We start from the raw sequence: 25516 nt of genomic DNA on the forward strand, positions 1-25516 counted from the left end.
GACATGAAAGAAATTGAATTAAAATTAAAAGGTGAAATCAATCGACTAACAAATAAAACATTTAAATTTGATGAACGAGTTGGGGAAGGCTGGTTCTCTGCCGTTTACTTTTTAAAAACTCGTGACATTATTCAAGAATTTCGCCCAAAAAGTGTTGTGACAATGCAATTTTTCCAAAAAGAACATGCGGTACTTTGTGGAACAGATGAAGTATTAGCATTGTTACAAACATTCGCTACACATCCTGAAGAACTTGAAATTCATTCTTTAAAGGATGGGGACAATATTAATCCATTTGAAACAGTTTTAACAATTACGGGGCCTTATGAATATTTCGGGTTTTTAGAAGGTGTAATCGATGGGATCTTAGCTCGTCGTACATCTGTTGCAACAAATGTATATAACGTTGTACAAGCTGCTCGTAGCGGTGAAAAAGCAAAACCTGTTATTTTCATGGGAGACCGTGATGATCATTATACACAGCAAGCTGGTGATGGGTATGCTGCGTATATCGGTGGCATGAGTGCACAAGCAACGCATGCAATGAATGAATGGTGGGGCAAGAGTGGAATGGGGACAATGCCTCATGCATTAATTCAAATGTTTAATGGTGATGTTGTAGAAGCTGCGAAAGCATACTACAAAAAGTTTCCAGAGGATGATCTCGTTGTACTGATTGACTATAACAATGATGTTATTACAGATGGGCTTCGCGTTGCACGCGAATTTGGTCCAGAATTAAAAGGTGTACGTATTGATACATCACGTACAATGATTGATCAATATTTCATTCGTCATCCAGAAGTACTTGGAACGTTTGACCCACGTGGTGTCAATCCATCACTTGTTTTCGCTCTTCGTAAAGCGCTCGATGAGGAAGGATTTGAGCACGTAGATATTGTTGTCACTGGTGGGTTTGATGAAAAACGTATTCGTGAATTTGAAGCGCAAAATGTTCCTGTAGATCTATACGGGGTAGGAAGCAGTTTATTAAAAATGAACATTGGTTTTACAGGTGATAATGTAGAATTAAATGGAAAACCAGAAGCGAAGGCTGGACGTAAATATCGTCCAAACCCACGTTTAGAGCGTGTTCAATTAGAAAAAAGAGAAGATATGTAGGAAACAGAAAAACTGATAGGGAATTGACCCTATCAGTTTTTCTGTTATCATAGTATAACGGATTGTTTTTTGCTATAATGGTTTTGTTATGGACATAAAAGAAGTACGTACGTGTTTATCCTGATTGGCGAGAGCTGATGAAAGTTCCGCTGTATCGGAAATGTATGATGATTACCAAAATAAGAAAAGATTCATATACTGTCTTATAGATAGGCCGTTGTATTAGTTCGAAATGTTGGAGGTTCTTTAAGATGACAGTTTACCATTTTGTAGGAATTAAAGGAACAGGAATGAGTTCATTAGCACAAATTCTTCATGACATGAAGCATACTGTTCAAGGTTCTGATTTTGAAAAGCGTTTCTTTACACAAACAGCATTGGAAAAGCGTGGTATCTCCATCCTTCCTTTTGATAAAAACAATGTAAAAGAAGGACAAGTGATTATCGCAGGAAATGCGTTCCCTGATACGCATGAAGAGATTGTAGCAGCGAAAGAGTTAAATATCCCAGTACACCGTTATCATCACTTTTTAGGGGATCTTATGAGTAAGTATACAAGTGTTGCTGTCACAGGTGCACATGGAAAAACATCAACAACTGGTTTGTTAGCCCATGTAATGCAAGGTGCACACCCAACGTCTTACCTTATTGGAGATGGAACAGGGCATGGGGTAGAAAATAGTAAGTATTTTGTGTTTGAGGCATGTGAGTATCGTCGTCATTTCTTGTCTTACTATCCAGACTATGCAATTATGACAAATATTGATTTTGACCATCCAGATTATTTTACAGATATTAATGATGTATTTAGTGCATTTCAAGAGATGGCACTTCAAGTGAAAAAAGGAATTATTGCATGTGGTGATGATGAAGAACTTCAAAAAATTCAAGCGAAAGTACCTGTTATTTTCTATGGATTTGGTGAAGATAACGATTTCCAAGCTCGTAACATTCAAAAGAGAACAGATGGCACTGTATTTGATGTATTCGTTCGTAATACGTATTATGAAACGTTCAAAATTACAGGATACGGCAATCATAGCGTATTAAATGCATTAGCAGTTATTGCACTTTGCCATTATGAAAATGTTGATGTAGAAGCAGTAAAACATCAATTAACAACGTTTGGAGGCGTAAAACGTCGCTTTAATGAAAAACCGATGGGAGAGCAGGTCATCATCGATGATTATGCACACCATCCGACAGAAATTAATGCAACGATTGAAGCGGCTCGTCAAAAGCATCCAGATCGTGAAATTGTCGCTGTATTCCAGCCTCATACATTCTCACGTACGGAAAAATTCTTAGATGAGTTTGCGGAAAGCCTAAGCAAGGCTGATCAGGTATACCTATGTGATATTTTCGGATCAGCACGTGAAAACAAAGGTGACTTAACGATTCAAGACTTGCAACAACGCATTGATGGTGCAGAATTGATTACAGATACAACAACGGATGTATTAAAGAAACATAAAACTGGCGTTCTTATTTTCATGGGTGCAGGTGACATCCAAAAATTCGAAGCAGCTTACGTAAAAGAAGTGCAAGTTGCGGAGAAGTAATAAACAAAAAGACGTGCAGCGGTGGCTGTGCGTCTTTTTGTTTGTTTCCGTATCGAATCGCCGATATATTGATGGCGTATGTTGTTTTTGTATTGCTGTTGCAATAAGAAAGCATGAATATTTAACATTTTCCACCTTAAAATGTTAGAATAATAAGAAAAAAGGGGATGGAGAAATGTTCACACTTCGCGTCGATGATGAAATCGAACTTCAATTACTAGAAAAGCATCATAAAAAAGAGTTGTATCAATTAGTAGATCAGAACAGGGATCATTTAAAAAGATGGCTTCCGTGGGTAGATGGTACAAAATCAGCTGATGCATATGACGAAATTTTTCCGATGTGGCTGAAGAAATTTGCAGATGGAAGCGGTTTTGAAACTGGCATCCGTTATAAAGGAAAACTTGTTGGAATGGTAGGGATTCATGAAGTGAGCTGGGGAAAGAAAGCGACGAGTCTTGGATACTACCTGGCAGAAGATGCTGGCGGAAAAGGAATTATGACGCGAAGTGTGAAAGCGGTGCTTCGCTATGCATTTGAAGATTTGAAACTGAATAAAATTGAAATTCGTTGCGGTGTAGAAAATGAGAAGAGTCGTGCGATTCCAGAACGACTTGGCTTCAAGTTAGACGGTATTTTGCGAGATGAAGAATGGTTATATGACCATTTCCATGATCTTGCGGTGTATAGTTTACTAGCTTCAGAATGGAAGGAGATTCGATGAGCGATACGATTTGTATTCAGACATATGAAAGCAAGTACCAATCGGAAGTAGTTGATTTAATCGTTCACATCCAGCAAAAAGAATATAACGTTTCAATTACAAAGGAAGAACAGCCAGACTTACTAGAGATTGAGCAGTTTTATCAAAGAGATAACGGCAATTTCTGGGTAGCAACGTATGAAGGGAAAGTAGTTGGGACGGTAGCCTTATTAGATATTGGAAATGAACAAGTAGCCTTAAGAAAAATGTTTGTCAAAAAAGAATTTCGGGGCAAGGTGTGGAATACCGCAAGCATGTTGCTGCAAACAGCTATCTCCTGGGCGGATGAAAAAGGATTAGAAGGAATTTATCTTGGTACAACGGTACAGTTTCTAGCGGCACATCGTTTCTATGAGAAAAATGGATTTCAAAATATTAAGATGGAAGAGTTGCCGAAGAGTTTTCCGGTGCTTCAAGTAGATAAGAAATTTTATAGATATAACTTGTGAAAATAGATGTCAAAGCATAACGGGGGCGAGTGATGAAGCATATTAGGCTGTTATTTTGTTTTGAATTATTGATGGTACTGGTCGTTTGTGTAAGAGGGCATATTCATTGGGGATGGCCGTTGTATTTGTCGATAGGAGTAGGCATTTTAGCAGTTGTACTTTTGTTTTATTATCATTTTCGTCAAACGCGAAGTAAAGAGCAGAAGGTGGAGAAATAATATCGATCGCTTCTCGTTATATATCGGCGATTCGACAAAATGCTACATCAAAAAAGAGCTCTCCTATCAAAGGAGGGCTCTTCTTCACTTATTTTAAGTTCTCAGGATTTAAAGCTTCTAATTCAGGTACAATGAAGCGACCATCTTTACGGATTAATACGTCATCGAAGTAAATTTCACCACCGCCGTATTCAGGGCGTTGGATGCATACTAAATCCCAGTGGATGTTAGAATTGTTGCCGTTCCATGCATCGTCGTAAGCTTGTCCAGGTGTAAAGTGGAAGCTACCGTCGATTTTCTCATCAAATAGGATGTCACCCATTGGATGTAAGATGTATGGGTTTACGCCAATTGCGAATTCACCAACGTAGCGTGCACCTTCATCTGTATCAAAGATTTTGTTGATGCGTTCTGTATCGTTTGCAGTTGCTTCAACGATTTGACCGTTTTTAAATGTAAGCTGTACGTTTTCGAATGTATAGCCGTTATATGGTGATGGCGTGTTATAAGAAACTGTACCGTTAACAGAATCACGAACTGGTGCAGAGTATACTTCACCATCTGGAATGTTTAAATGACCAGAGCATTTTATAGCTGGAATATCTTTAATAGAGAATGTTAAGTCAGTTCCAGGGCCAACAAGGCGAACTTTATCTGTTTTGTTCATCAGTTCAACAAGATTATCCATTGCTTTATCCATTTTACCGTAATCTAAGTTACATACTTCGAAGTAGAAGTCTTCAAATGCTTCTGTGCTCATTTTCGCAAGCTGTGCCATAGATGCATTTGGATAGCGCAGAACAACCCAGCGAGTCTTTGGAACGCGGATGTCTCTATGTACTTTTTTACCAACTGTTTGACCGTGGATTTTCATACGTTCACTTGGAACGTCGGCTTGTTCGTTAATGTTATCGCCAGAGCGAAGACCGATATAAGCATCCATATCTTTCATTACGCTTGCTTCATACGCAGCGATTTGCTCAAAGTGCTCTTCAGTAGCGCCCATTAATAAAGAGCGATCTACTTGATGATCTTTCAATGAAACGAATGGGAAACCACCAGCTGCATATGCTTCTTTTACAAGTGCAGTTACAAGTTCTTTTTGCAGACCAAAGTTTTCAATCAATACTTTTTCGCCTTTTTGTAAGCGGATTGAATAGTTAATTAAATTGTGTGCTAACTTTTCAATACGTGGGTCTTTCATATGTAAAGCCTCCCTACTAATTATGTATCCTTCTATATTGTAACCTACTTGCTGGTATTTGTTGAATGATTTATGTTAAAGTTGACGAATAAGTATGAAAATTAACGCCAGGCAGTAGGGGTTAGAACGAAACGGAAAATGATTGTATAATAGGGGAAAGTATGAAAAAGATAAAGGAAGTGATGAAATGCAAGTTCTTTTATACGTAAGTGCAGCCATAATTGCAATTGCTTTTGCTATATTGGTGGTGTACACATGTAGAACGTTACTATCGGTTCAGAAGACGTTAGAAAACGTTGCAAGTACACTAGAAGGCTTAGAAAAGCAAATGCAAGGGATAAGCGTAGAGACAGAACAATTATTACATAAGACGAACGCATTAGCTGATGATATTCAACAGAAATCCCAGTCGTTAAATAAAGTAGTAGAAGGTGTAGATGGAATTGGAACGACAATTCATTCTTTAAATACGAAACTTCGTAATGTATCGGATTCTGTTACGAATGAAATTGAAAATAATGCAGACAAGGTTGCGCAAGTTGTACAATGGAGTAGCGTGGCAATTGAAGTGTATAATCATTTTCGTGCTACTAGACAAGAAAAAAAGCTAGAAAAAGCAGAGAAGAAGTTAGAGAAAGCGGAGAAGAAAGAGAAGCGCTCTAGACTTCCAATCCGTATGAGAGGTGAATAAAATGAGTATGACTAAAATTGAAACAATAGAAGAATTTGAAGCGTTATTAGAAACAGGGGAACCATATACTCTTTTTAAACATAGTACAACATGTCCAATTAGCCAAGGAGCGTACGCGGAATTTGAGGCATATTGTCAAGATGTAAAAGAAGCGCCTGCTTATTATTTATACGTGCAAGATGCAAGAGATGTATCGGATCGTATTGCAGAGCATTTTGGTATTAAACATGAGTCACCGCAAGTGCTATACATAAAAGATGGGGTAGCGGTATGGCATACATCCCATTGGAATATTAAGAAGCAAACTTTAGAAGAGAATGTGAAGTAGGAAGGAGCAAGCGGATATGCTTGCTTCTTTTGTTAGATTTTATGAAATAGATATGTAGAGAGTTGTCTGTTTGGGAGTATAATTGTTTCAAAAAAACACCAATTTAATGTGAAAGTTTTAGGAAGCTTTTTTCGATAAAAAAGCTGCGGGAGTATATTTTGTCTAAGTGAAAGAGAACGATTCCAACTGTAATGTATATCATGTGACAACCTGACATCTATCGGATATAATAAATTATCTTAACCATGATAATAAGGTAATCTTTATATATAACGTGAAAGAGGTGGCTTTCTTATGGCATCACAAGAATTAGATCGTTTACGTTCTCAAATTGATGAGATTAACATGAAAATGTTAGAGTTATTAAACGAACGAGGTCGTCTTGTACAAGAAGTTGGTAAATTAAAAGAAGTGCAAGGTGTGAAACGATTTGACCCTGTACGTGAGCGAAAAATGCTGGATTTAATTGCTGAGAAGAATGAGGGGCCGTTTGAAACATCGACTCTTCAACATCTTTTTAAACAAATTTTTAAAACAGGTTTAGAATTACAAGAAGATGATCACCGTAAAGCGCTTCTTGTTTCACGTAAGAAAAAATCAGAAGATACAATTGTTGATATAAAAGGTGAAAAAATTGGTGATGGCAATCCTCACTTTATTATGGGACCATGTGCGGTAGAAAGTTATGAGCAAGTGCGCCAAGTTGCTGAAGCGATGAAAGCGCAAGGCTTAAAGCTTATGCGCGGTGGTGCATTTAAACCTCGTACATCACCTTATGATTTCCAAGGGCTTGGTTTAGAAGGCTTGAAGATATTACGACAAGTGGCGGATGAATATGATTTAGCGGTTATTAGTGAAATTTTAAATCCAAATGATATTGAAATGGCATTAGATTATGTTGATGTGATTCAAATCGGCGCTCGTAATATGCAAAACTTTGAACTGCTCAAAGCTGCTGGATTAGTGAAAAAGCCAGTATTGTTAAAACGTGGTTTATCAGCAACGCTTGAAGAATTTATGTATGCGGCAGAATATATTATTGCACAAGGTAACGGAGATATTATTTTATGTGAGCGCGGCATCAGGACTTATGAAAAGGCAACGCGTAATACGCTAGATATTTCTGCTGTGCCGATTTTGAAGAAAGAGACACATTTACCTGTCGTAGTGGATGTAACGCATTCTACAGGACGACGTGACCTCTTATTACCGACTGCAAAAGCAGCGATGGCAATTGGTGCTGATGCGGTTATGGCTGAAGTACATCCAGACCCGGCTGTTGCGTTATCAGATTCAGCACAACAGATGGATATTCCAGAATTCAATGAGTTTATGAAAGAATTAAAAGCATTTCGCGATAGATAGTCAGAACAGATTTTAAAGTCTATGCGGCACTTGTTGCATAGACTTTTTTGCGGAAAATGTCCTTTTTTACATGAAAAATACGAAAATAGAAGAAAAGAAGCGAATTTTTTCGAAACTTTTGCGGGAAAATATTGTATGAGCCTGCATTTTTATCGTATCATTAGTAAAAGGACTCGGGAGTGACATCTTCAAGTAGAGTTGATGTCTTTTTTTCATTTAAGTGAACCGATACATAAAGATAGATAACATAATATAGAAGGAGTGTGCGAAGAGATGAACGTAACAATCTATGATGTAGCGCGCGAAGCAAACGTTTCGATGGCAACCGTATCACGTGTTGTAAACGGTAATCCAAATGTAAAGCCTACAACAAGAAAGAAAGTATTAGAAGCAATTGATCGTTTAGGGTATCGCCCAAATGCGGTAGCACGTGGATTAGCAAGTAAAAAGACAACAACAGTAGGTGTTATTATTCCAGATATCTCTAATACGTTTTATGCAGAACTTGCACGTGGAATCGAAGATATCGCAACAATGTACAAATATAACATTATTTTAAGTAACTCTGACCAAAATAAAGAAAAAGAGTTCCATTTATTAAATACAATGCTTGGTAAACAAGTGGACGGTATTGTATTCATGGGTGAAGATATTACAGATACGCATGTAGAAGAGTTTAAAAAGTCTCCAGTACCAATCGTGTTAGCAGCATCATTTGATGAGGAAAATGAAACATCATCAGTAAATATCGATTATACACAAGCAGCTTATGATGCAATGAAGCATTTCTTAGAACAAGGGCATAAGCGTATCGGTTTCGTATCAGGTCCTTACATTGACAAAGCTGGGAGCGCAAAAAAATTAAAAGGTTACAAAAAAGCTTTAGAAGAAGCTGGTATCGCTTATGATGAAAATCTTGTAATTGACGGAGATTACACATACGATTCAGGTCTAGAAGCATTTGAAAAGCTTTGGGAACTTGATCAAAAACCAACAGCCATCTTTGTATCTTCAGATGAAATGGCACTAGGTGTAATCCATGCAGCGCAAGACGCTGGATTAAACGTACCAGAAGACGTAGAAGTGCTTGGCTTTGACAATACGCGTCTTGCATTAATGGTACGCCCGCAGCTTTCAACAGTTGTACAACCAATGTATGACATCGGTGCAGTAGCAATGCGTCTATTAACAAAATACATGAACAAAGAAAAAGTAGAAGATCATACAGTTATCTTACCTCACCGAATCCAATTTAGAGATTCGACGAAGTAAGGATAGGAAAACTCACAGCGCGATGCTGTGAGTTTTTTATTATCCATGTTCGCTACATATTTCATTCTTCCCTTTATTGTACATGATCTAGAATCAAATTTCCCTATTACTACACAATGTCATGTATAATAGAAAGAAAAGGCTTGTGAGGGGGGAAGAGATGATCGTTCTTTGGATAATTACGCTTTGTATGACTGCTTTTTTTGCATATATGACGTTAAAACAAAATGGCTTAAAGCGCTTTGTTCCAGGAAGTATTCTTGCAGGAATTGCCCTTATCACGTATGTAACTTCTATTTTTATTGAAAGTATTTCATTGAATTTGAGCACAAGTTTCGTATTTGTTGCGATTACATTATTTGCAGGTTCTATTATGGTATTAATGGTTGCCGGTATTATTTTGTTCATTCATATGAATTCGGAAACGTTATGAAATATAAAAAGGCATGCCCCACGAGGGCATGCCTTTTGTCCGTTCTATTTACGCGTTGTCTTTTGAAGCGTTTTGTTGTTTCAATAAGTCGCGAATTTCGCCAAGAAGTACTTCTTCTTGTGTTGGTTCTACTACTTCTTCTACTTCTACTACTTCTTTTTTGGCTGTTAGCTTGTTGAATAGCTTGATAAATAAGAAGATGGAGAAAGCGATAATTAAGAAGTCAACAACTGTTTGAATAAATGCACCATATTTTACAACAGCCTTTCCAAATGTAAAGGAAAGTCCCTTGAAGTTTATTCCACCAAGTAGTAATCCAACCAACGGCATAATAACATCGGCTACTAACGAAGAAACAATTTTACCAAATGCACCACCGATTACAACCCCGACAGCTAAGTCCATTACATTCCCTTTTAAGGCGAATTTCTTAAATTCGTTCAACATGTGTTATTCCCATCCTTTCCACGATTCAGTATAAAATTTATAATTCCTATCAACATATTCTATAGAAGTTTGTGATAGAAATAAAGAGGAAATGGGAATGAAAGTAAATTCTGAAAAATGTATGCGGTTTATTTTGTCAATAAGGATATCATATATTAGTTAATTAGAAGACATATTTAAATTAAAATTTCTCAATAAGAATTCTCAATTATGTAACAATTATATGTTAAAATTTCTGTTTTTTCACTTTATAATGAAAAATAGATTTGTCGCTATTATTCTAAATATTTGAATGATACGCATTTCGAGTTGAATTGGGAGGTTTCATGTATGGGGAAAAAGTTTGTTGTAAGAATACTAGCTTTATTATCTGTATTATCTCTAGTTTTTAATTTGATGTTACCGAAAGCAAGTGCAGAGGTTATGTCACATGAGAAGTATGCAATGAACTGGAGCTATAGCAATCAATTAGGTAAGTATATTAGAACTGAAGTTATTAAAACAGCTAACGGCCAAATTGCATATTGTTTAACATTAGGTCTTAAATCTCCAAGTGGACAAGACCTACCTGAAATGGGGAAAACCGATAATATTGTGTACCGTGTGTTATTAAATGGTTATCCACAAAAAAGTGCAGAACAGTTAGGCGTATCGAATTGGCAAGAAGCACACTATGCAACGCAGCTTGCAGTGTGGAACGCATTAGGGCAGCTTGATGTGAATGAATTAAAGCATGAGAATAAAAATGTAGAAAATGCGGCTAAAGTTATTATTAAAGCGGCAAATAATAGTCAAGAAACGCAAGATATTTCTATGAATGTAATTCCAGTGGAAAAGCAAAAAGCGGAATTAAAAGGTGACTATTTTGAAACAAATTTATATACCGTTCAAACAAATGCTAAAAATGGTACATTTAAAGTTACTACAAGTAATGCACCAGAAGGGGTGCAGATCGTTAATGAAAATGGAGAAGTGAAAGATCAACTTGCTCTTGGTGAGAAGTTCCGTATTCAAATTCCAAAAGCAACCAAAACAGGTGAGTTTAATTTAAAAGTCACTTCCAACCTTACAAAAATACAAGCAATTGCATATCGGGGTACAGATACAATTCAAAATGCAACTGTACTATTAGAACGAAATGAAGAGAAAATTAGTGGTGATCTTGCAGTGAATTGGGAGGCTGCTGGTTCTCTCAAAGTGAAAAAAGTCGGAGAAAATAATGAAGTTTTAGCAGGGGCTGTATTTGAAGTATTTAATGCAAATGGTGAGTCTGTAGGGACAGTTACAACAAATACGAATGGAATCGCGGAGCTTAGCAATATTCCTACAGGAACTTACACTGTAAAAGAAGTAAAAGCTCCAACTGGTTATGTATTAGGTGAACAGCCTCAAGTGATTGAAGTGAAAACAGGTGAAATAGGAACGATACAAGTAGTAAACAAGCAAATTAAAGGAAGTATTGAAATTACAAAAGAAGATATTGTGAGCGGTAACAATAAATTGCCAGGTGCTGAGTTTACGATTTACGATGAACAAGGAAAAGAAGTAGTAAAAGGAAAAACTGATGAAAAGGGAATTGCGAAATTTGAGAAATTACCATATGGAAAATATACGTATAAAGAAACATTTGCACCAGAAGGGTACGTATTGAATGAAGAGACGTTCCCATTTGAAATCAAACAAGATGGAGAAATTATTAAACATGTTGTACAAGATAAAAAGGTTACAGGCTCTCTAGAGATAACAAAAGTAGATGTAGCGGATGGAAATAACAAACTTCCAGGAGCTGAATTTACGATTTACGATGAACAAGGAAAAAAAGTAGTGAAAGGGGAAACTGACGAAAGGGGAATTGCGAAATTTGAAAAATTACCGTACGGAAAATATACATATAAAGAAACATTTGCGCCAGAAGGGTACGTATTGAATGAAGAGACGTTCCCATTTGAAATCAAACAAGATGGAGAAATTATTAAACATGTCGTACAAGATAAAAAGGTTACAGGCTCTCTAGAGATAACAAAAGTAGATGTAGCAGATGGAAATAACAAACTTCCAGGAGCTGAATTTACGATTTACGATGAACAAGGAAAAAAAGTAGTAAAAGGGGAAACTGACGAAAGGGGAATTGCGAAATTTGAAAAATTACCGTACGGAAAATATACATATAAAGAAACATTTGCGCCAGAAGGGTACGTATTGAATGAAGAGACGTTCCCATTTGAAATCAAACAAGATGGAGAAATTATTAAACATGTCGTACAAGATAAAAAGGTTACAGGCTCTCTAGAGATAACAAAAGTAGATGTAGCAGATGGAAATAACAAACTTCCAGGAGCTGAATTTACGATTTACGATGAACAAGGAAAAAAAGTAGTAAAAGGGAAAACTGACGAAAAGGGAATTGCGAAATTTGAAAAATTACCGTACGGAAAATATACATATAAAGAAACATTTGCACCAGAAGGGTACGTATTGAATGAAGAGACGTTCCCATTTGAAATCAAACAAGATGGAGAAATTATTAAACATGTTGTACAAGATAAAAAGGTTGCAGGCTCTCTAGAGATAATAAAAGTAGATGTGGCGGATGGAAATAACAAACTTCCAGGAGCTGAATTTACGATTTACGATGAACAAGGAAAAAAAGTAGTGAAAGGGGAAACTGACGAAAGGGGAATTGCGAAATTTGAAAAATTACCGTACGGAAAATATACATATAAAGAAACATTTGCGCCAGAAGGGTACGTATTGAATGAAGAGACGTTCCCATTTGAAATCAAACAAGATGGAGAAATTATTAAACATGTCGTACAAGATAAAAAGGTTACAGGCTCTCTAGAGATAACAAAAGTAGATGTAGCGGATGGAAATAACAAACTTCCAGGAGCTGAATTTACGATTTACGATGAACAAGGAAAAAAAGTAGTGAAAGGGGAAACTGACGAAAGGGGAATTGCGAAATTTGAAAAATTACCGTACGGAAAATATACATATAAAGAAACATTTGCGCCAGAAGGGTACGTATTGAATGAAGAGACGTTCCCATTTGAAATCAAACAAGATGGAGAAATTATTAAACATGTCGTACAAGATAAAAAGGTTACAGGCTCTCTAGAGATAACAAAAGTAGATGTAGCAGATGGAAATAACAAACTTCCAGGAGCTGAATTTACGAGATGGAAATAACAAACTTCCAGGAGCTGAATTTACGATTTACGATGAACAAGGAAAAAAAGTAGTAAAAGGGAAAACTGACGAAAAGGGAATTGCGAAATTTGAAAAATTACCGTACGGAAAATATACATATAAAGAAACATTTGCACCAGAAGGGTACGTATTGAATGAAGAGACGTTCCCATTTGAAATTAAACAAGATGGAGAAATTATTAAACATGTTGTACAAGATAAAAAGGTTGCAGGCTCTCTAGAAATAACAAAAGTAGATGTAGCAGATGGAAATAACAAACTTCCAGGAGCTGAGTTTACGATTTACGATGAACAAGGAAAAGAAGTAGTAAAAGGAAAAACTAATGAAAAGGGAATTGCGAAATTTGAGAAATTACCATATGGAAAATATACGTATAAAGAAACATTTGCACCAGAAGGGTATTTGATTAACGAAGAAACATTCCCATTTGAAATTAGGCAAGATGGAGAAATTATTAAACATACTGTAAAGGATAAAAAGAAACCTGAAAAGGTAGTTACACCAGGTACAACAACACATCTGGATAACAATCTTCCAGCAAAAGAACAGGCACAATCAAAAGTAGAGAAAGAATCATCACAAGCAGAGAAAGAATCGACAATAGGAGGATTATTACCGGCTACTGGTTCAAATCTTTCAAATTGGATTTTTATTGTAGTTGGGGGACTATTACTAGCTGTAGGTTCGATACTGTTTATGAAACGTAAAAACGCATAGCAAAAATAAAACAACCATTTAGTTTTATGACTGAGTGGTTGTTTTATTTTGTTCTATGATAATAAATTCCTATTAACAGTTAATTGTAGTAATGACTCTAGCATTTGTTGTAATTTCAAACCTTCTACTCCATCAACCAATGGCTTTGTATCTCCTTGTACACAATCGATGAAATGTTGTACAGCATCTTCAAATCCACGTTGTTTTAATGTCGTTTCCCAGGATGGCGAACCACTTTGTGTAACGTGATTATCTTGTTCAATCTCCAACGTATTCATGTTTTTTACACGAATGATTTTACCTGTTGTGACAAGTTCGATTTGTTCTAAATTTGTACCAGCATGACGGTGCATAGCGGTAGAGAGTAATGTGCCATTTGAACTTGTATACGTATGATGCCCATAAAGGAGTTCATTTTTTTCGTTGATTTGCATCATATCGTGAACAATACGAAGCTCACCATCAGCCAACCAGCGCGCTGTATCGACGATATGTAAATAGTCATCAAGCATTGTAAAATCATATGTATATGGGCCGGCTTTGTTTGTACGATGCTTTTCAATACGAATCCATGAAATATCATTTGCTTGTTCTTTTGCACCAACATACATAGGAACGAAGCGGCGATTGAAGCCAACCATAAGTTTTCGGTTATGTTTTTCGCTCAGCTCTACTAATTGTTTAGCTTGTTCGACAGTGGCAGCTAACGGTTTATCAACGTAAACATCGATTCCCCTTTGAAGTAGTTCGGAAACGATTTCGTAATGTGTTGCAGTGGAACTATGGACAAACATTGCGTCGCATTCTGAAGCGAGAGTTTGTAAGCTAGTGAAGTCTTGAATACGATATTGCTTACAGATTTGTTTGCGTTTTTCAGCATTTGGTGTAAACGCTCCCGTAAATGTTCAATCTGTTTCTTTTGTGAGAGTTGGAAGATAAGCTTTTTGTGCAATGCTGCCTAGTCCTATCATACCAATCCGAGGTTTGGTCATATGTTTTCCCACCCTGTTATGGATTTTTATAAGTTATATAGTTGTATAGCAACTATAATGTAGCATACGTATTGGAAGGAAACAAAAATTAAGTTTTTGATATACCCGAAGTACTCTTTTAGTGCAAGCACTTCGGATGATTTTGTAGCACTCAATTGCTTATCTATGAACGTTTGGTTCCTGTGCACCTGCCTGTAATAAAATTTCTTCAATTTCTTTAAAGTTATGAGCGCGTGCATGTTGCAACGGGGTAACGCCATCATGATCTGGAATATTTATATTTGCGCCATGCTCAATGAGGAGACGTATGACTTGTTGTTGTATTTCGTTGCCATCACTTAGTACGATAGCTTCCATTAAAGCGGTCCATCCGAGGTTATTTACATGGTTCACATCAATATTTGTTCGAGTGAGAAGTTCTTTTATGACGTCGATATAGCCATGTTCTGCGGCTGGAATAAGGGCTGTTCCACCATAACGATTTGTAAGTGTTGGATCAGCGCCGGCATCAATTGTTAGTTTTAAAATTTCTAAATACCCTTCAGCGCCAGCATATAAGAATGGATTATTTTTCATCCCGTCTTGGATGTTGACATCAGCCCCGGCATCAATCAGTACTTTTGCAGTTTTTACATCATTTCCATATGTAGCAACCATAATAGGAGTGCGTCCTTGATTATCTGTTACATTTATATTTGCTCCTTGCTGAATCAATGATAGAACGGCATTTGTATCTTGTTGCTCTACAGCGGTGAGTAGTTGTTTTTCCATGCTTTTCATCTCCTTTTTAGATTCTTGATCTTGTGTGCAACCTTGTAAAAAGAATAAACAACATATCATACTTAAAGTTCTTTTTAATATTGCATTTCACCACCTTCTCAATGATAAGTGTGAGGAATTATACTTTTGTAAGAATTGTCTTAGAATATAAGTGCTTCACTTTATACTGTAAAATATAAATATTAATTTTTTATAAACTGTCGCTAAAATAACTATAAAATCGCTTGAGTATTCGGAAATATCTTCTTATGCTTATGAATAATATAGGAAGGTTCGTAAAGTGAGGAATGGAGTTATGTCTATTAAAACAAGGTTTTTATTATCTTATATTGCTGTGATTTTTGTTTCAATTACTCTTTTATTAGTTACGGGTTTTTTAATTGTTTTTTCTATAACGGGAAATTTAGAATCAGTGAAAAATTTTTATAAGAGTTCTTATATTCAAAAGCCACTGACGCCAGAGGAAGAAAATGCTTTTCTTGAACTAAAGGTAGCAGCTAAGCAGAATCAATCGCAACTATTCGATGAAGCAATGATGCCATCATTAGAGAAAAAAGGTGTGAAAATAGTTGTAAGAAAAGGAGAAACAATTTCATATGTATCAAAAGCAATTGAAAGTTCTAGTTTGAAAGAAGCTCTTCCTAAATTTGAAGAAACGAATATTAATAGTCGTGGTACTGCGGAACTAAATGATACATTTTATCGCTATGTGAAGTTTGATTTTTATTTTCCTCATAATGAGAAAGGAAGTATATTTGTATTAAATAAGCAAAGTTCATATGTAGATTTAACTCAAAAGCTATTTCCTATTTTATTTATATCGTTATTGCTTTTAGCCATTTTTATCATTGGGTTATTAAGTTATTTCGTTTCAAGAAGTGTGATAAAACCTATTCTCACCTTGAAGGATGCGACTGGAAGAATTAAAGAAGGAGATTTACACTTTCAAATTCCAGTTACGTCTCATGATGAAATTGGACAATTAAACCAAGCGTTTGAAGAAATGAGACAAAAATTAAAAGAATCTATTGAAGTGCAGGCGCAATATGAAGAAAATCGAAAAGAACTCATTTCGAATATCTCTCATGATTTAAAAACACCGATTACATCTATTATTGGTTATGTAGAAGGAATAAAAGATGGAGTTGCAAATACACCGGAGAAGATGGACAGATACTTAACAACAATTTATACAAAGGCAAGACATATGGATACACTCATTGATGAGCTATTTTTGTTTTCAAAATTAGATTTGAATCGGGTGCCGTTTCGATTTGAAACGATAGAATTATATACGTTTATGGAAGATTTAATAGAAGAAATACAGATGGATTTAAGTAAGGATGGAATACATTTATGCTTACAATCACTTGATGCTTCGCATATTTATGTAACAGCTGATCGGGAAAAGATGAAGCGGGTTGTTTCTAATTTAATTCATAATAGCGTGAAGTATATGGATAAGCCGCTGAAAGAGATTACCGTTACACTACTGGATAAAAAGGATGTAGTAATAGTAAAGGTGACAGATAATGGATCCGGTATAGAATCCGATACACTTCCCTATATTTTTGAACGTTTTTACCGTGCAGAACAATCACGTAATTCTAGTACAGGTGGTAGTGGCCTCGGCTTAGCGATTGCAAAGCAAATCGTTGAAGAACATGGGGGGGAATTTGGGCAGAAAGTGAATTAGGAGAAAGTACTAGTGTTTTCTTCTCATTGAAAAAAGTACAGGAATGTGGTGAGTAAATTGAAGCGAGTGTTATTAATTGAAGATGAGGTAAGCATTGCAGAATTACAGCGAGATTATTTAGAGATTCATGATTTCCAAGTGGATGTACAACATTCAGGTGAAACAGGATTGCGCTGTGCTTTACAGGAACAATATGATCTAATCATTTTAGATATCATGCTTCCAAAAATAAATGGATTTGAAATTTGTAAACAAATACGTGCTGTGAAAGATATTCCTATTTTGCTTGTATCAGCTAAAAAAGAAGATATTGATAAAATTCGTGGTCTTGGGCTAGGGGCTGATGATTATATTACAAAGCCTTTCAGTCCAAGTGAATTAGTTGCAAGAGTAAAAGCACATATCGCGCGTTACGAGCGGTTATCTGGAAATATGATCAAGCAGCGAGATACGTTATATATTCATGGAATTTCTATCGATCAACGGGCTAGAAAAGTATTCATAAACAACGAAGAAGTTGCTTTTACAACAAAAGAATTTGATCTACTTACATTTTTTGTGATGAACCCGAATCAAGTTTTAAGTAAGGAACAGTTATTTGAACGTATTTGGGGGTTAGATTCAGCGGGAGATTTAGCTACAGTTGTTGTTCATGTCCGAAAGTTACGTGAGAAAATTGAAAGAGATCCTGCCCATCCGCAATATATTGAAACGGTATGGGGAGCTGGATATCGCTTTAACGTATAGTGAACCTGTCAAAGTACTGACAGTTTTTTTTATGTTTAAGGGTAGTCAAATTAACAAAATTAAAAAATATATTACCATTATTTTATCTTTTTTTAAGAATTTATTTATTGGCAATTTATACTTGCCATCTACTATAGGTATCACAGAAAGAAAGTGAACAGATAAGGGGATATGAGAAAACCGGTATCTGTTGAGTATTAGATGATTGAATCTGAAAGAAAAATAATCATTTGGAGGTTTGATGAGGATGAAAAAAATGAAATTTTTAGTGCCAGCTATGATTGGATTTACAGTAATGGTAACAGGTTGTGCACAAGGAGAAACAAAAGCAGAAGCAAAACAGGAGACAAAACAAGAAGCGAAAAAAGAAAAGAAGCAGCAAGAAGCACAGATTACAAAATTACAGCCATTAAACGCAATGACATTGCAACTAACATTTTCTAAACCTTTATCAGAAGAAGAGGTGAAGTTAGAAAATTTAGAGGCGATTAAGAAAAATTTTGTATTTGATAATGGCCTAGAAATTGTGAATGTACCACGATTGAAAACGGGAGCTACAAGTACATATATTGTACCTGTTACAGTTCAAAAACCAGGAAAAAAATATAAATTAAGTTATAAAGGTGGAACAAAAGAAAAATTTGAGGCAAGTACGGAAAAAATTAATGTTCGTCAAGCAAAACAAGTGACTAATGATACGTTTGAAATTGAATCATTTTTAGAAGATGGTGTGACAGATTATGCAAATATTATTGAAGCGTATAAAGCAGGGCGAGGAGATCAGGCGTTTCAGTTAGACGAAGAAAATAAAGATAAAGAAGGAAAACAATATCAAATTATTTCTTCACTGCGAGACCGGAAAGTAACGATTACATCAAGCTCAGGAGAAGAAATTGTAGCAGGATATGTTCCATTTACACAAGCGGCAGATGGCAGACAAGCACCGAAGTTTCGTCTGCCTGCTGGTCAAACATTACAACCAGGTATGACGTATACAATAACGTCTGATTGGGCAACAGTTAAAAATCCAATGTTTACTTCAGAAACTATTGCACCACTTGTGATTCAAAGTGCAGAAGCGATAGATAATAAGTCGATCCAAATCGCGTTAGAGAACGATCCGAATATGGAGCTGTTTGCTGGACGAAAAGTAGAATTACAAAGTGAAGATGGAAATAAACTAGAAGCACAATATCGTTTTTCTTCTCGAAAAGGAGCAGTAGGAATCTTTGATTTACAAAATGGTGCAATGTTACAGTCAGGTAAGAAATATACGGTTGTACCGATGAATGAATGGGCAACTGCAAATCAGGTTACGTTTGTAGCAAAATAAAGAAGGGGTTTACACTTACACAAGCAGCAGGTGATTTAGTACCTGCTGCTTTCGTGCTGTAATGATTTATAAAAAGTTTTCATGATAGATGTAAAAAGACTGCTTTCTTCTAAAAAAGGATAATGGTTGCTATACTCAAATGGAATAAATATAGAATCTGATATACTTTCGTGTATCTCTATTGAATATTGCAATGGGCACTGAACATCGTGCTTCCCGCAAATGATTAATGTTTTTGCTGTAATAGATGAAAGCTGATCTCTTAAGTAAAATTGTGGGTATTCTTTAGCGAAAGCGTTCATCCGACTTACAGCCATTGTTTTATAAATCGGTTTCGAGAAGTATGTTTTATAGTGTTCTGGTTTATATAAAGATAATTTTGTCCGTTCAGCTGATAATGTAATTCGCTCTTCTGGTGTAAGATGAGGGAGTTTCAATTCTTCGATGATGTCTTGCATATATTGAAATCTTGGATGGTCAGGATGGTAAATACAATCTGGTGTTTTCGTGTAGTTACTAGCAGCAGCACCGACAACAACTAAGGATTGCAAGGAATCTGGGTAGGTAATAGCGTATAGAAGTCCAAGCATCCCACCTGTAGAATGTCCGGCGAAATGCCATGATGTAAGTTGCAATGCTTCTTTTATCGCCTCTAAATCTTCAATTGTTTCAAGCAAGCTTAATTCAGTTTCTTTTGTGGTTTTTATAGAATTGCCAGCATCTCTTAAATTGATTAAAAATACACGATGAGTGGGAGTAAAACTCTCAGCCAAATAATCACCAGTTTCGTTAAAGACGGAGTAGTGATGGGTAACGCAGAGTGGCTCACCATTCCCTTTTATAAATATTTCAAAAGTACCACGTTTTGTATGGATGAGCGGCCCTTTCCACATAAAATATCACCTTTCATAAAAAAGAATAGGAGAAAATCTCCTATTCTTATAAATTAATATAAAGCTTTTTTCGTATTATTCCGAATAATTTCAAGGGATTTTGCCACCGTTAATGCATTTTTTTCTTCAATTTCTGGTTTTCGAGGGATGGGATTATACATGTTGTTAGGGTCTTCCCATGTGAGGGGAAGGTCAATAGGTGCTTGTCCTTTCCAAGCTTCAATCCATTCTGGAGGGAGATAACCTGAGATGTTTTGGATGTTGTTCATTTCGAGCCAAATGAGTGCCCATGCTCTTGGAACGACGCGCCATATGTCGTAGCCGCCACCGCCAACAGCAATCCAGCGCCCATCACAGTATTCATTGGCGATTTCATGAGCAAGCTTTGGGATTTCACGATAAATTTGCATCGTTGCACAAAGGTGAGTAAGAGGATCATAATAATGTGCGTCGGCTCCATTTTGCGTTAAAATGATGTCCGGTTTAAAGTAAGCTGCGACTTCTTTCACCACGGTACGATAAGATTGTAAAAAAGATTCGTCTTCTGTAAAGGCATCGAGTGGAACGTTGAAAGAATAACTGTATCCAACACCTTGCCCTCGCTCGTTTACAGCGCCGGTTCCCGGAAATAAATAGCGCCCAGTTTCATGTAATGAGATGGTGCAGACGTTAGGATCATCATAAAAGGACCATTGTACACCATCGCCGTGATGGGCATCCGTATCAATGTATAAAACACGCAATCCATATTTTTTCTGCATATATTTTATAGCGATAGAGCTATCGTTATAGATACAAAATCCAGATGCCTTGCCCCGGAATCCGTGGTGTAACCCACCACCTAAATTTAATGCATGCTTTACTTGACCTGAAAGAACAGCATCTACAGCTGTTAATGTACCGCCAACAAGTAATGCGCTCGCTTCATGCATATTTTGAAACATCGGTGTATCTTCTGTTCCAAGACCGTATGACATGGCGATTGATTGTTCTAATTTCCCTTCTCCAGCACGTTTTACCGCATTTATGTATTCCTCTGTATGAATGAAAGCAATCTCCTCATCTGTTGCCATACGTGGGGGAATGACTTGAGAAGGATGAATGAACCCACTTTTTAGTAATAAATCATAAGTAAGTGTAACGCGAAGTTGATTAAAAGGATGTTCAGGGCTAAAGGAATAGCCCCGAAAATCATCTGAATAAATGAAGGCGCTCTTCATGCCTGCATCCCCATTATATTTGGCCATAAAACATGGTAGCCCTTCTGTTCTAGTGCTTCAATCACCCTGAGAGGATTCATCGTTTGAATGCGGAAAACGAGTACTTTATCATTCTCATCTTTTGCTGGATAGACGAGAACGCTCACAATATTAATTTGTAGTTCGCTAAAAATAGCAACTACTTTTCCGAGAATACCAGGTTCATTTTTTACTTGAATCTCAATTTGTGAACTTGGCTGATGAGCACCTGTCAGTTTGACGAGTGTATGCAGTACTATGGATTCTGATATGATTCCAACAAGCTTTCCTCCCTTTGTAACAGGAAGACAGCCAATTTTATTTTCAAAAAATAACGTCGCAATTTCCTCAACAAAATCGAGAGGATGACATGTCATCACGGACTGTTTCATAATGACTTGAATAGGTTGTTTTAATATATTGAGTGAAACTTCTTCATCAAGAATGGATGGACTTGCATCTCGGACGTCGCGGTCGGAAATAATACCGACTACGTTGTTATCTTGATTAATAATAGGAATATGCCGAATGCTCTTTGTACGTATTGTTCGTATTGCTGTTTCTATCGTATCGTCTGGGTGCAGTGTGATTACATCATGATTCATAATTTCTTCTACAATCATTGAATATGCCTCCCTTCTTAATACATAAAACGATTTTGAAAGCGTAAACGGTCAAATGCTTGGATGGAGTTTGGATCAACGCGGTTGCCGATGCGAACCATTAAACAGTTAGCGGGATGAGAACAAATTTCTGGATCATCTGTTGCCATCCATTCTAGGCCTCCTGCGTTCATCATCTTTTCCATCACTTTACGGTATTCCCAAACATTCAAACCAGTTTGTTTTAAATCCCAGTGCCAATAATATTCAGTCGTTAATATAATATAATCTTCCATATGATCATCCATCATAGAAACTTCTAATAGATTTTTTCCAACAGAGCATCCACGGAATGCTGGAATGACTTCAATTGCTCCGAGTTCAATTAAATTCTCCATGTTTCCTTCTGACCATCGTTCTAGCGGATCAGGATATAGGTATGTAACATATCCGACAATTGTTTGGTCTTGTCTCGCAATAATGAGACGAGCTTCTGGTAATTTAGAAATTTCGACAATTGCTTTATATTGCTGATCAGCAGGACGGAATGCAACTAAGTCTGGATGAAATTCATACATTTCGAGATTATGTGTAGACACAGGGCCTTCAATAATTAAAGTTCCTCGCGCCGTTTTTAAGTTTCTTGCATTATATATTTTTCTATGAATCAATGTTTTACTCACCACCTTGAGGGTTTGTGAATCTACAATCTATCGTACTTTATAATATATGCGATGTGAATCGAATTTTGTCAGTAAAAATTTGTCTAAAAATCAACAAAAATACTGAAAATTTTAAATAATGTTATTATAATAGATAATAGAATACATAGGAGGGGGATGTAAAGTATGAAAGTGGAAACGCTTCCTGTCATTAAAGGAGAAAATAATTTGCCCGATTATGAAGAAGCATATGCAGGTTTCAACTGGGAAGAGGTTAATAAAAACTTTTCTTGGTATGAAACAGGCCGAGTAAATATGGCATATGAGGCAATTGATAAGCATGCGAAATCTGATCGAAAAAATAAAGTGGCCCTTTATTATCAAGATGGAGCACGCAAAGAAAAATATACATTTAAAGAAATGAAGGAGTTCTCTAATAAAGCAGGAAATGTTCTGAAAAACTATGGTGATGTAGAAAAAGGAGATCGCGTTTTTATTTTCATGCCGCGTTCACCAGAATTATATTTCGCACTTCTTGGTGCAGTAAAATTAGGAGCAATTGTTGGTCCGTTATTTGAAGCATTTATGGAAGGAGCAGTACGCGATCGCTTAGAAGATAGCGAAGCAAAGGTGTTAATTACAACACCTGAATTGTTAGAACGTGTACCGCTTAATGATTTACCAGCATTAAAAACAGTCTTTCTTGTTGGCGATAATGTAGAAGAAGGCGGAAAACTTATTGCGTTTAATCCATTATTTGAGCAAGCCTCTAATAAGCTGCAAATTGAATGGTTAGACCGCGAAGATGGATTAATTCTTCACTATACGTCCGGCTCTACAGGGAAACCAAAAGGTGTTCTTCATGCACAAAATGCAATGGTGCAGCATTATCAAACGGCAAAATGGGTGCTTGATTTAAAAGAGGATGATGTATATTGGTGCACAGCTGACCCAGGCTGGGTGACAGGAACTGCTTACGGTATTTTTGCACCGTGGTTAGTAGGTGGATCAAATGTCGTTTTAGGAGGACGTTTTAGTCCAGAGGCATGGTACGAAGCGCTAGAGGATTACGGTGTAACAGTTTGGTATAGTGCACCAACAGCATTCCGTATGTTAATGGGAGCGGGCGAAGGAGCGATTAAGAAATACGATTTATCAGCACTCCGTCACGTACTAAGTGTTGGTGAACCATTAAACCCAGAAGTAATTCGCTGGGGAATGAATGCATTCGGTCTTCGCATTCATGATACATGGTGGATGACAGAAACAGGAGGACAAGTTATTTGTAACTATCCTTGTATGGAAATTCGCCCGGGATCAATGGGGAAACCAATTCCAGGTGTGAAGGCAGCGATTGTTGATAATGAAGGAAATGAAGTACCGCCATATACAATGGGGAACTTAGCGATTGCAAAAGGTTGGCCATCTATGATGCGCGCGGTTTGGAACAATCCGCAAAAATATGAGTCTTACTTTATGCCAGGAGATTGGTATGTATCAGGTGACTCTGCTTATATGGATGAAGATGGATACTTCTGGTTCCAAGGGCGTATTGATGATGTCATTATGACTTCTGGTGAGCGCGTTGGTCCATTTGAAGTAGAAAGTAAATTAATTGAACACGCTGCTGTAGCAGAAGCTGGTGTAATTGGTATTCCAGATCCAGTACGCGGTGAAATTATTAAAGCATTTATCGCACTTCGAGCTGGATATGAAGCATCTGATGAATTAAAAGAAGATATTCGTCAATTTGTGAAAAAGGGCCTTGCAGCTCATGCAGCGCCAAGACAAATTGAATTCCGAGATAAATTACCGAAAACAAGAAGCGGTAAAATTATGCGACGCGTGTTAAAAGCGTGGGAGTTAAACTTGCCAACAGGCGATTTATCAACGATGGAAGATTAAAAAGAAAGGTCTGAACGTATACTTCGTTCAGACCTTTCTTTTTGTGCTAGGTATTGAATAGAAATGATAGAAGGGAAGATAGAGATAATTTGTAGATATTCTTTAACAAATTAATACGGTTTCCTATAGCTTAAAACATCTTTTGATGAGACAATGGTAATATATAACTCGTATATACGAGTCGGGAAGGGAGGATATGATGAAAACAGAAAAAGAAAAAATGATACAAGGAGAAATGTACATACCTGCTGATCCAGTATTAGTAAAGGAAAGGGAGCAGGCTCGTATATTAACAAGAAAATTAAATGAAACACCGGAAACAAAATATGAAGAGCGCAGTTTAATCGTAAAAGAGCTATTCGGAACGACAGGAGATAATATTCATGTTGAATCTTCCTTTAAGTGTGATTACGGTTATAACATTCATGTTGGCGAAAACTTTTACGCTAACTTTGATTGTGTCATTTTAGATGTATGCCCAGTTATAATCGGTGAGAACTGTATGTTAGCTCCTGGTGTGCACATTTATACAGCAACCCATCCACTTGACTGGGTCGAGCGCATAAGCGGTGCCGAGTTTGGTAAGTCAGTAACAATTGGGAATAACGTTTGGATTGGCGGGCGAGCTATTATTAATCCTGGTGTAACAATTGGAGATAATGCCGTGATTGCTTCTGGCGCAGTTGTAACGAAGGATGTGCCTGATAACGTTGTAGTTGGTGGGAACCCGGCAAAAGTAATAAAAGAAATAAAGTGAAACTTTAATATAAAGCCAAAGAGTATACTCTTTGGCTTTTGTAGTAAAAACAATAATTTTAAATTTTTTATATATGGATTATAAGTTTTAATGGAGTTATCAGTCGATTTTACTTAGCGTAAATAGGGT

General features: G+C 36.6%; 23 protein-coding genes and 2 pseudogenes. 17 read left to right on the forward strand and 8 right to left on the reverse strand.

Translation table 11 applies throughout. The features are described from left to right. Window positions 1-3: 3 nt before the first annotated feature. From Y7E_RS0124435 to Y7E_RS0124455, 5 genes are all read left to right on the forward strand, one after another. Window positions 4-1122 carry a nicotinate phosphoribosyltransferase gene (locus Y7E_RS0124435; RefSeq protein ID WP_017153838.1) on the forward strand — a complete coding sequence of 373 codons (1119 nt, stop codon included), beginning with the start codon at window positions 4-6 and terminating at the stop codon, window positions 1120-1122. A 251-nt stretch (window positions 1123-1373) separates the two neighbouring features. Further along, on the forward strand, window positions 1374-2684 hold the full coding sequence (gene murC / locus Y7E_RS0124440) for a UDP-N-acetylmuramate--L-alanine ligase (protein ID WP_017153839.1): 1311 nt from the start codon (window positions 1374-1376) through the stop codon (window positions 2682-2684). 175 nt (window positions 2685-2859) lie between these two features. After that, complete coding sequence (locus tag Y7E_RS0124445) at window positions 2860-3408, forward strand: GNAT family N-acetyltransferase (protein ID WP_017153840.1); 549 nt, start codon at window positions 2860-2862, stop codon at window positions 3406-3408. After that, the gene (locus Y7E_RS0124450; protein ID WP_017153841.1) at window positions 3405-3896 is read left to right on the forward strand and encodes a GNAT family N-acetyltransferase; all 492 of its coding nucleotides are present in this window, start codon (window positions 3405-3407) and stop codon (window positions 3894-3896) included. Before Y7E_RS0124445 ends, Y7E_RS0124450 begins: the two co-directional genes overlap by 4 nt. Before the next feature lie 32 nt (window positions 3897-3928). Further along, the gene (locus Y7E_RS0124455) at window positions 3929-4114 is read left to right on the forward strand and encodes a hypothetical protein (RefSeq protein ID WP_017153842.1); all 186 of its coding nucleotides are present in this window, start codon (window positions 3929-3931) and stop codon (window positions 4112-4114) included. 88 nt (window positions 4115-4202) lie between these two features. Here the strand turns inward: Y7E_RS0124455 and Y7E_RS0124460 are convergent, their stop codons facing one another. Further along, window positions 4203-5318 carry an aminopeptidase gene (locus Y7E_RS0124460; RefSeq protein ID WP_017153843.1) on the reverse strand — a complete coding sequence of 372 codons (1116 nt, stop codon included), beginning with the start codon at window positions 5316-5318 and terminating at the stop codon, window positions 4203-4205. A gap of 142 nt (window positions 5319-5460) precedes the next feature. On the opposite strand from Y7E_RS0124460, the gene Y7E_RS0124465 reads away from it, so the two are divergent. The 5 genes from Y7E_RS0124465 (at window position 5461) to Y7E_RS0124485 (ending at window position 9407) form a co-directional block, all read left to right on the forward strand. Beyond that, window positions 5461-6009, forward strand: a complete 549-nt coding sequence (locus tag Y7E_RS0124465) for a DUF948 domain-containing protein (RefSeq protein WP_017153844.1) — start codon at window positions 5461-5463, stop codon at window positions 6007-6009. 1 nt (window position 6010) lies between these two features. Next, window positions 6011-6337, forward strand: a complete 327-nt coding sequence (gene ytxJ / locus Y7E_RS0124470) for a bacillithiol system redox-active protein YtxJ (protein WP_017153845.1) — start codon at window positions 6011-6013, stop codon at window positions 6335-6337. Between the two features lie 294 nt (window positions 6338-6631). After that, complete coding sequence (locus Y7E_RS0124475; protein ID WP_017153846.1) at window positions 6632-7702, forward strand: bifunctional 3-deoxy-7-phosphoheptulonate synthase/chorismate mutase; 1071 nt, start codon at window positions 6632-6634, stop codon at window positions 7700-7702. A gap of 273 nt (window positions 7703-7975) precedes the next feature. Continuing rightward, entirely contained in the window at window positions 7976-8974 is a 999-nt protein-coding gene (ccpA, locus tag Y7E_RS0124480) for a catabolite control protein A (protein ID WP_017153847.1), read from the forward strand. A gap of 160 nt (window positions 8975-9134) precedes the next feature. Further along, a complete protein-coding gene (locus Y7E_RS0124485) occupies window positions 9135-9407 on the forward strand; it encodes a DUF3917 domain-containing protein (RefSeq protein WP_017153848.1) in 273 nt (90 codons plus the stop codon). A gap of 48 nt (window positions 9408-9455) precedes the next feature. On the opposite strand, the gene mscL is transcribed toward Y7E_RS0124485, so the two are convergent. Continuing rightward, the gene (mscL, locus tag Y7E_RS0124490) at window positions 9456-9854 is read right to left on the reverse strand and encodes a large conductance mechanosensitive channel protein MscL (RefSeq protein ID WP_017153849.1); all 399 of its coding nucleotides are present in this window, start codon (window positions 9852-9854) and stop codon (window positions 9456-9458) included. 330 nt (window positions 9855-10184) lie between these two features. On the opposite strand from mscL, the gene Y7E_RS33900 reads away from it, so the two are divergent. Next, window positions 10185-13043, forward strand: a complete 2859-nt coding sequence (locus tag Y7E_RS33900) for a SpaA isopeptide-forming pilin-related protein (protein WP_017153850.1) — start codon at window positions 10185-10187, stop codon at window positions 13041-13043. Further along, complete coding sequence (locus Y7E_RS33910; RefSeq protein WP_017153851.1) at window positions 12997-13782, forward strand: SpaA isopeptide-forming pilin-related protein; 786 nt, start codon at window positions 12997-12999, stop codon at window positions 13780-13782. The genes Y7E_RS33900 and Y7E_RS33910 overlap by 47 nt, the downstream gene beginning before the upstream one ends. 53 nt (window positions 13783-13835) lie before the next feature. On the opposite strand, the pseudogene Y7E_RS30340 reads toward Y7E_RS33910, so the two are convergent. Continuing rightward, window positions 13836-14774 (reverse strand): annotated as a pseudogene (locus tag Y7E_RS30340) (Gfo/Idh/MocA family protein). A gap of 159 nt (window positions 14775-14933) precedes the next feature. After that, the gene (locus tag Y7E_RS0124505; protein WP_081584754.1) at window positions 14934-15635 is read right to left on the reverse strand and encodes an ankyrin repeat domain-containing protein; all 702 of its coding nucleotides are present in this window, start codon (window positions 15633-15635) and stop codon (window positions 14934-14936) included. Window positions 15636-15849: 214 nt separating this feature from the next. Here Y7E_RS0124505 and Y7E_RS30345 point away from each other — a divergent pair. From Y7E_RS30345 to Y7E_RS0124520, 3 genes and pseudogenes are all read left to right on the forward strand, one after another. Then, a pseudogene (locus tag Y7E_RS30345) lies at window positions 15850-17306 on the forward strand (sensor histidine kinase). 1 nt (window position 17307) lies between these two features. Then, entirely contained in the window at window positions 17308-17997 is a 690-nt protein-coding gene (locus tag Y7E_RS0124515) for a response regulator transcription factor (RefSeq protein WP_017153854.1), read from the forward strand. A gap of 247 nt (window positions 17998-18244) precedes the next feature. Beyond that, window positions 18245-19330: a hypothetical protein gene (locus tag Y7E_RS0124520; RefSeq protein ID WP_017153855.1), complete on the forward strand. Its 1086-nt coding sequence runs from the start codon at window positions 18245-18247 to the stop codon at window positions 19328-19330. A 35-nt stretch (window positions 19331-19365) separates the two neighbouring features. On the opposite strand, the gene Y7E_RS0124525 is transcribed toward Y7E_RS0124520, so the two are convergent. Genes Y7E_RS0124525 through Y7E_RS0124540 form a run of 4 tightly spaced genes read right to left on the reverse strand, consistent with a single transcriptional unit; the run spans window position 19366 to window position 22734 of the window. After that, complete coding sequence (locus tag Y7E_RS0124525; RefSeq protein ID WP_017153856.1) at window positions 19366-20223, reverse strand: alpha/beta fold hydrolase; 858 nt, start codon at window positions 20221-20223, stop codon at window positions 19366-19368. Between the two features lie 53 nt (window positions 20224-20276). Continuing rightward, on the reverse strand, window positions 20277-21443 hold the full coding sequence (locus Y7E_RS0124530) for an acetoin utilization protein AcuC (RefSeq protein ID WP_017153857.1): 1167 nt from the start codon (window positions 21441-21443) through the stop codon (window positions 20277-20279). Continuing rightward, a complete protein-coding gene (locus Y7E_RS0124535) occupies window positions 21440-22084 on the reverse strand; it encodes an acetoin utilization AcuB family protein (RefSeq protein WP_017153858.1) in 645 nt (214 codons plus the stop codon). Before Y7E_RS0124535 ends, Y7E_RS0124530 begins: the two co-directional genes overlap by 4 nt. A gap of 17 nt (window positions 22085-22101) precedes the next feature. Then, window positions 22102-22734 (reverse strand): GNAT family N-acetyltransferase, encoded by a 633-nt coding sequence (locus tag Y7E_RS0124540; RefSeq protein ID WP_017153859.1) that lies wholly within the window; start codon window positions 22732-22734, stop codon window positions 22102-22104. A 177-nt stretch (window positions 22735-22911) separates the two neighbouring features. Here Y7E_RS0124540 and acsA point away from each other — a divergent pair, with 177 nt between their 5' ends. Then, window positions 22912-24630, forward strand: a complete 1719-nt coding sequence (gene acsA / locus Y7E_RS0124545) for an acetate--CoA ligase (RefSeq protein WP_017153860.1) — start codon at window positions 22912-22914, stop codon at window positions 24628-24630. A gap of 196 nt (window positions 24631-24826) precedes the next feature. Further along, window positions 24827-25387 (forward strand): maltose acetyltransferase domain-containing protein, encoded by a 561-nt coding sequence (locus Y7E_RS0124550; RefSeq protein WP_081584755.1) that lies wholly within the window; start codon window positions 24827-24829, stop codon window positions 25385-25387. Window positions 25388-25516 lie beyond the last annotated feature (129 nt).

Origin of the sequence: Bacillus bingmayongensis (genome assembly GCF_000299035.1) — a bacterium.
Taxonomy (GTDB): Bacteria; Bacillota; Bacilli; order Bacillales; family Bacillaceae_G; genus Bacillus_A; species Bacillus_A bingmayongensis.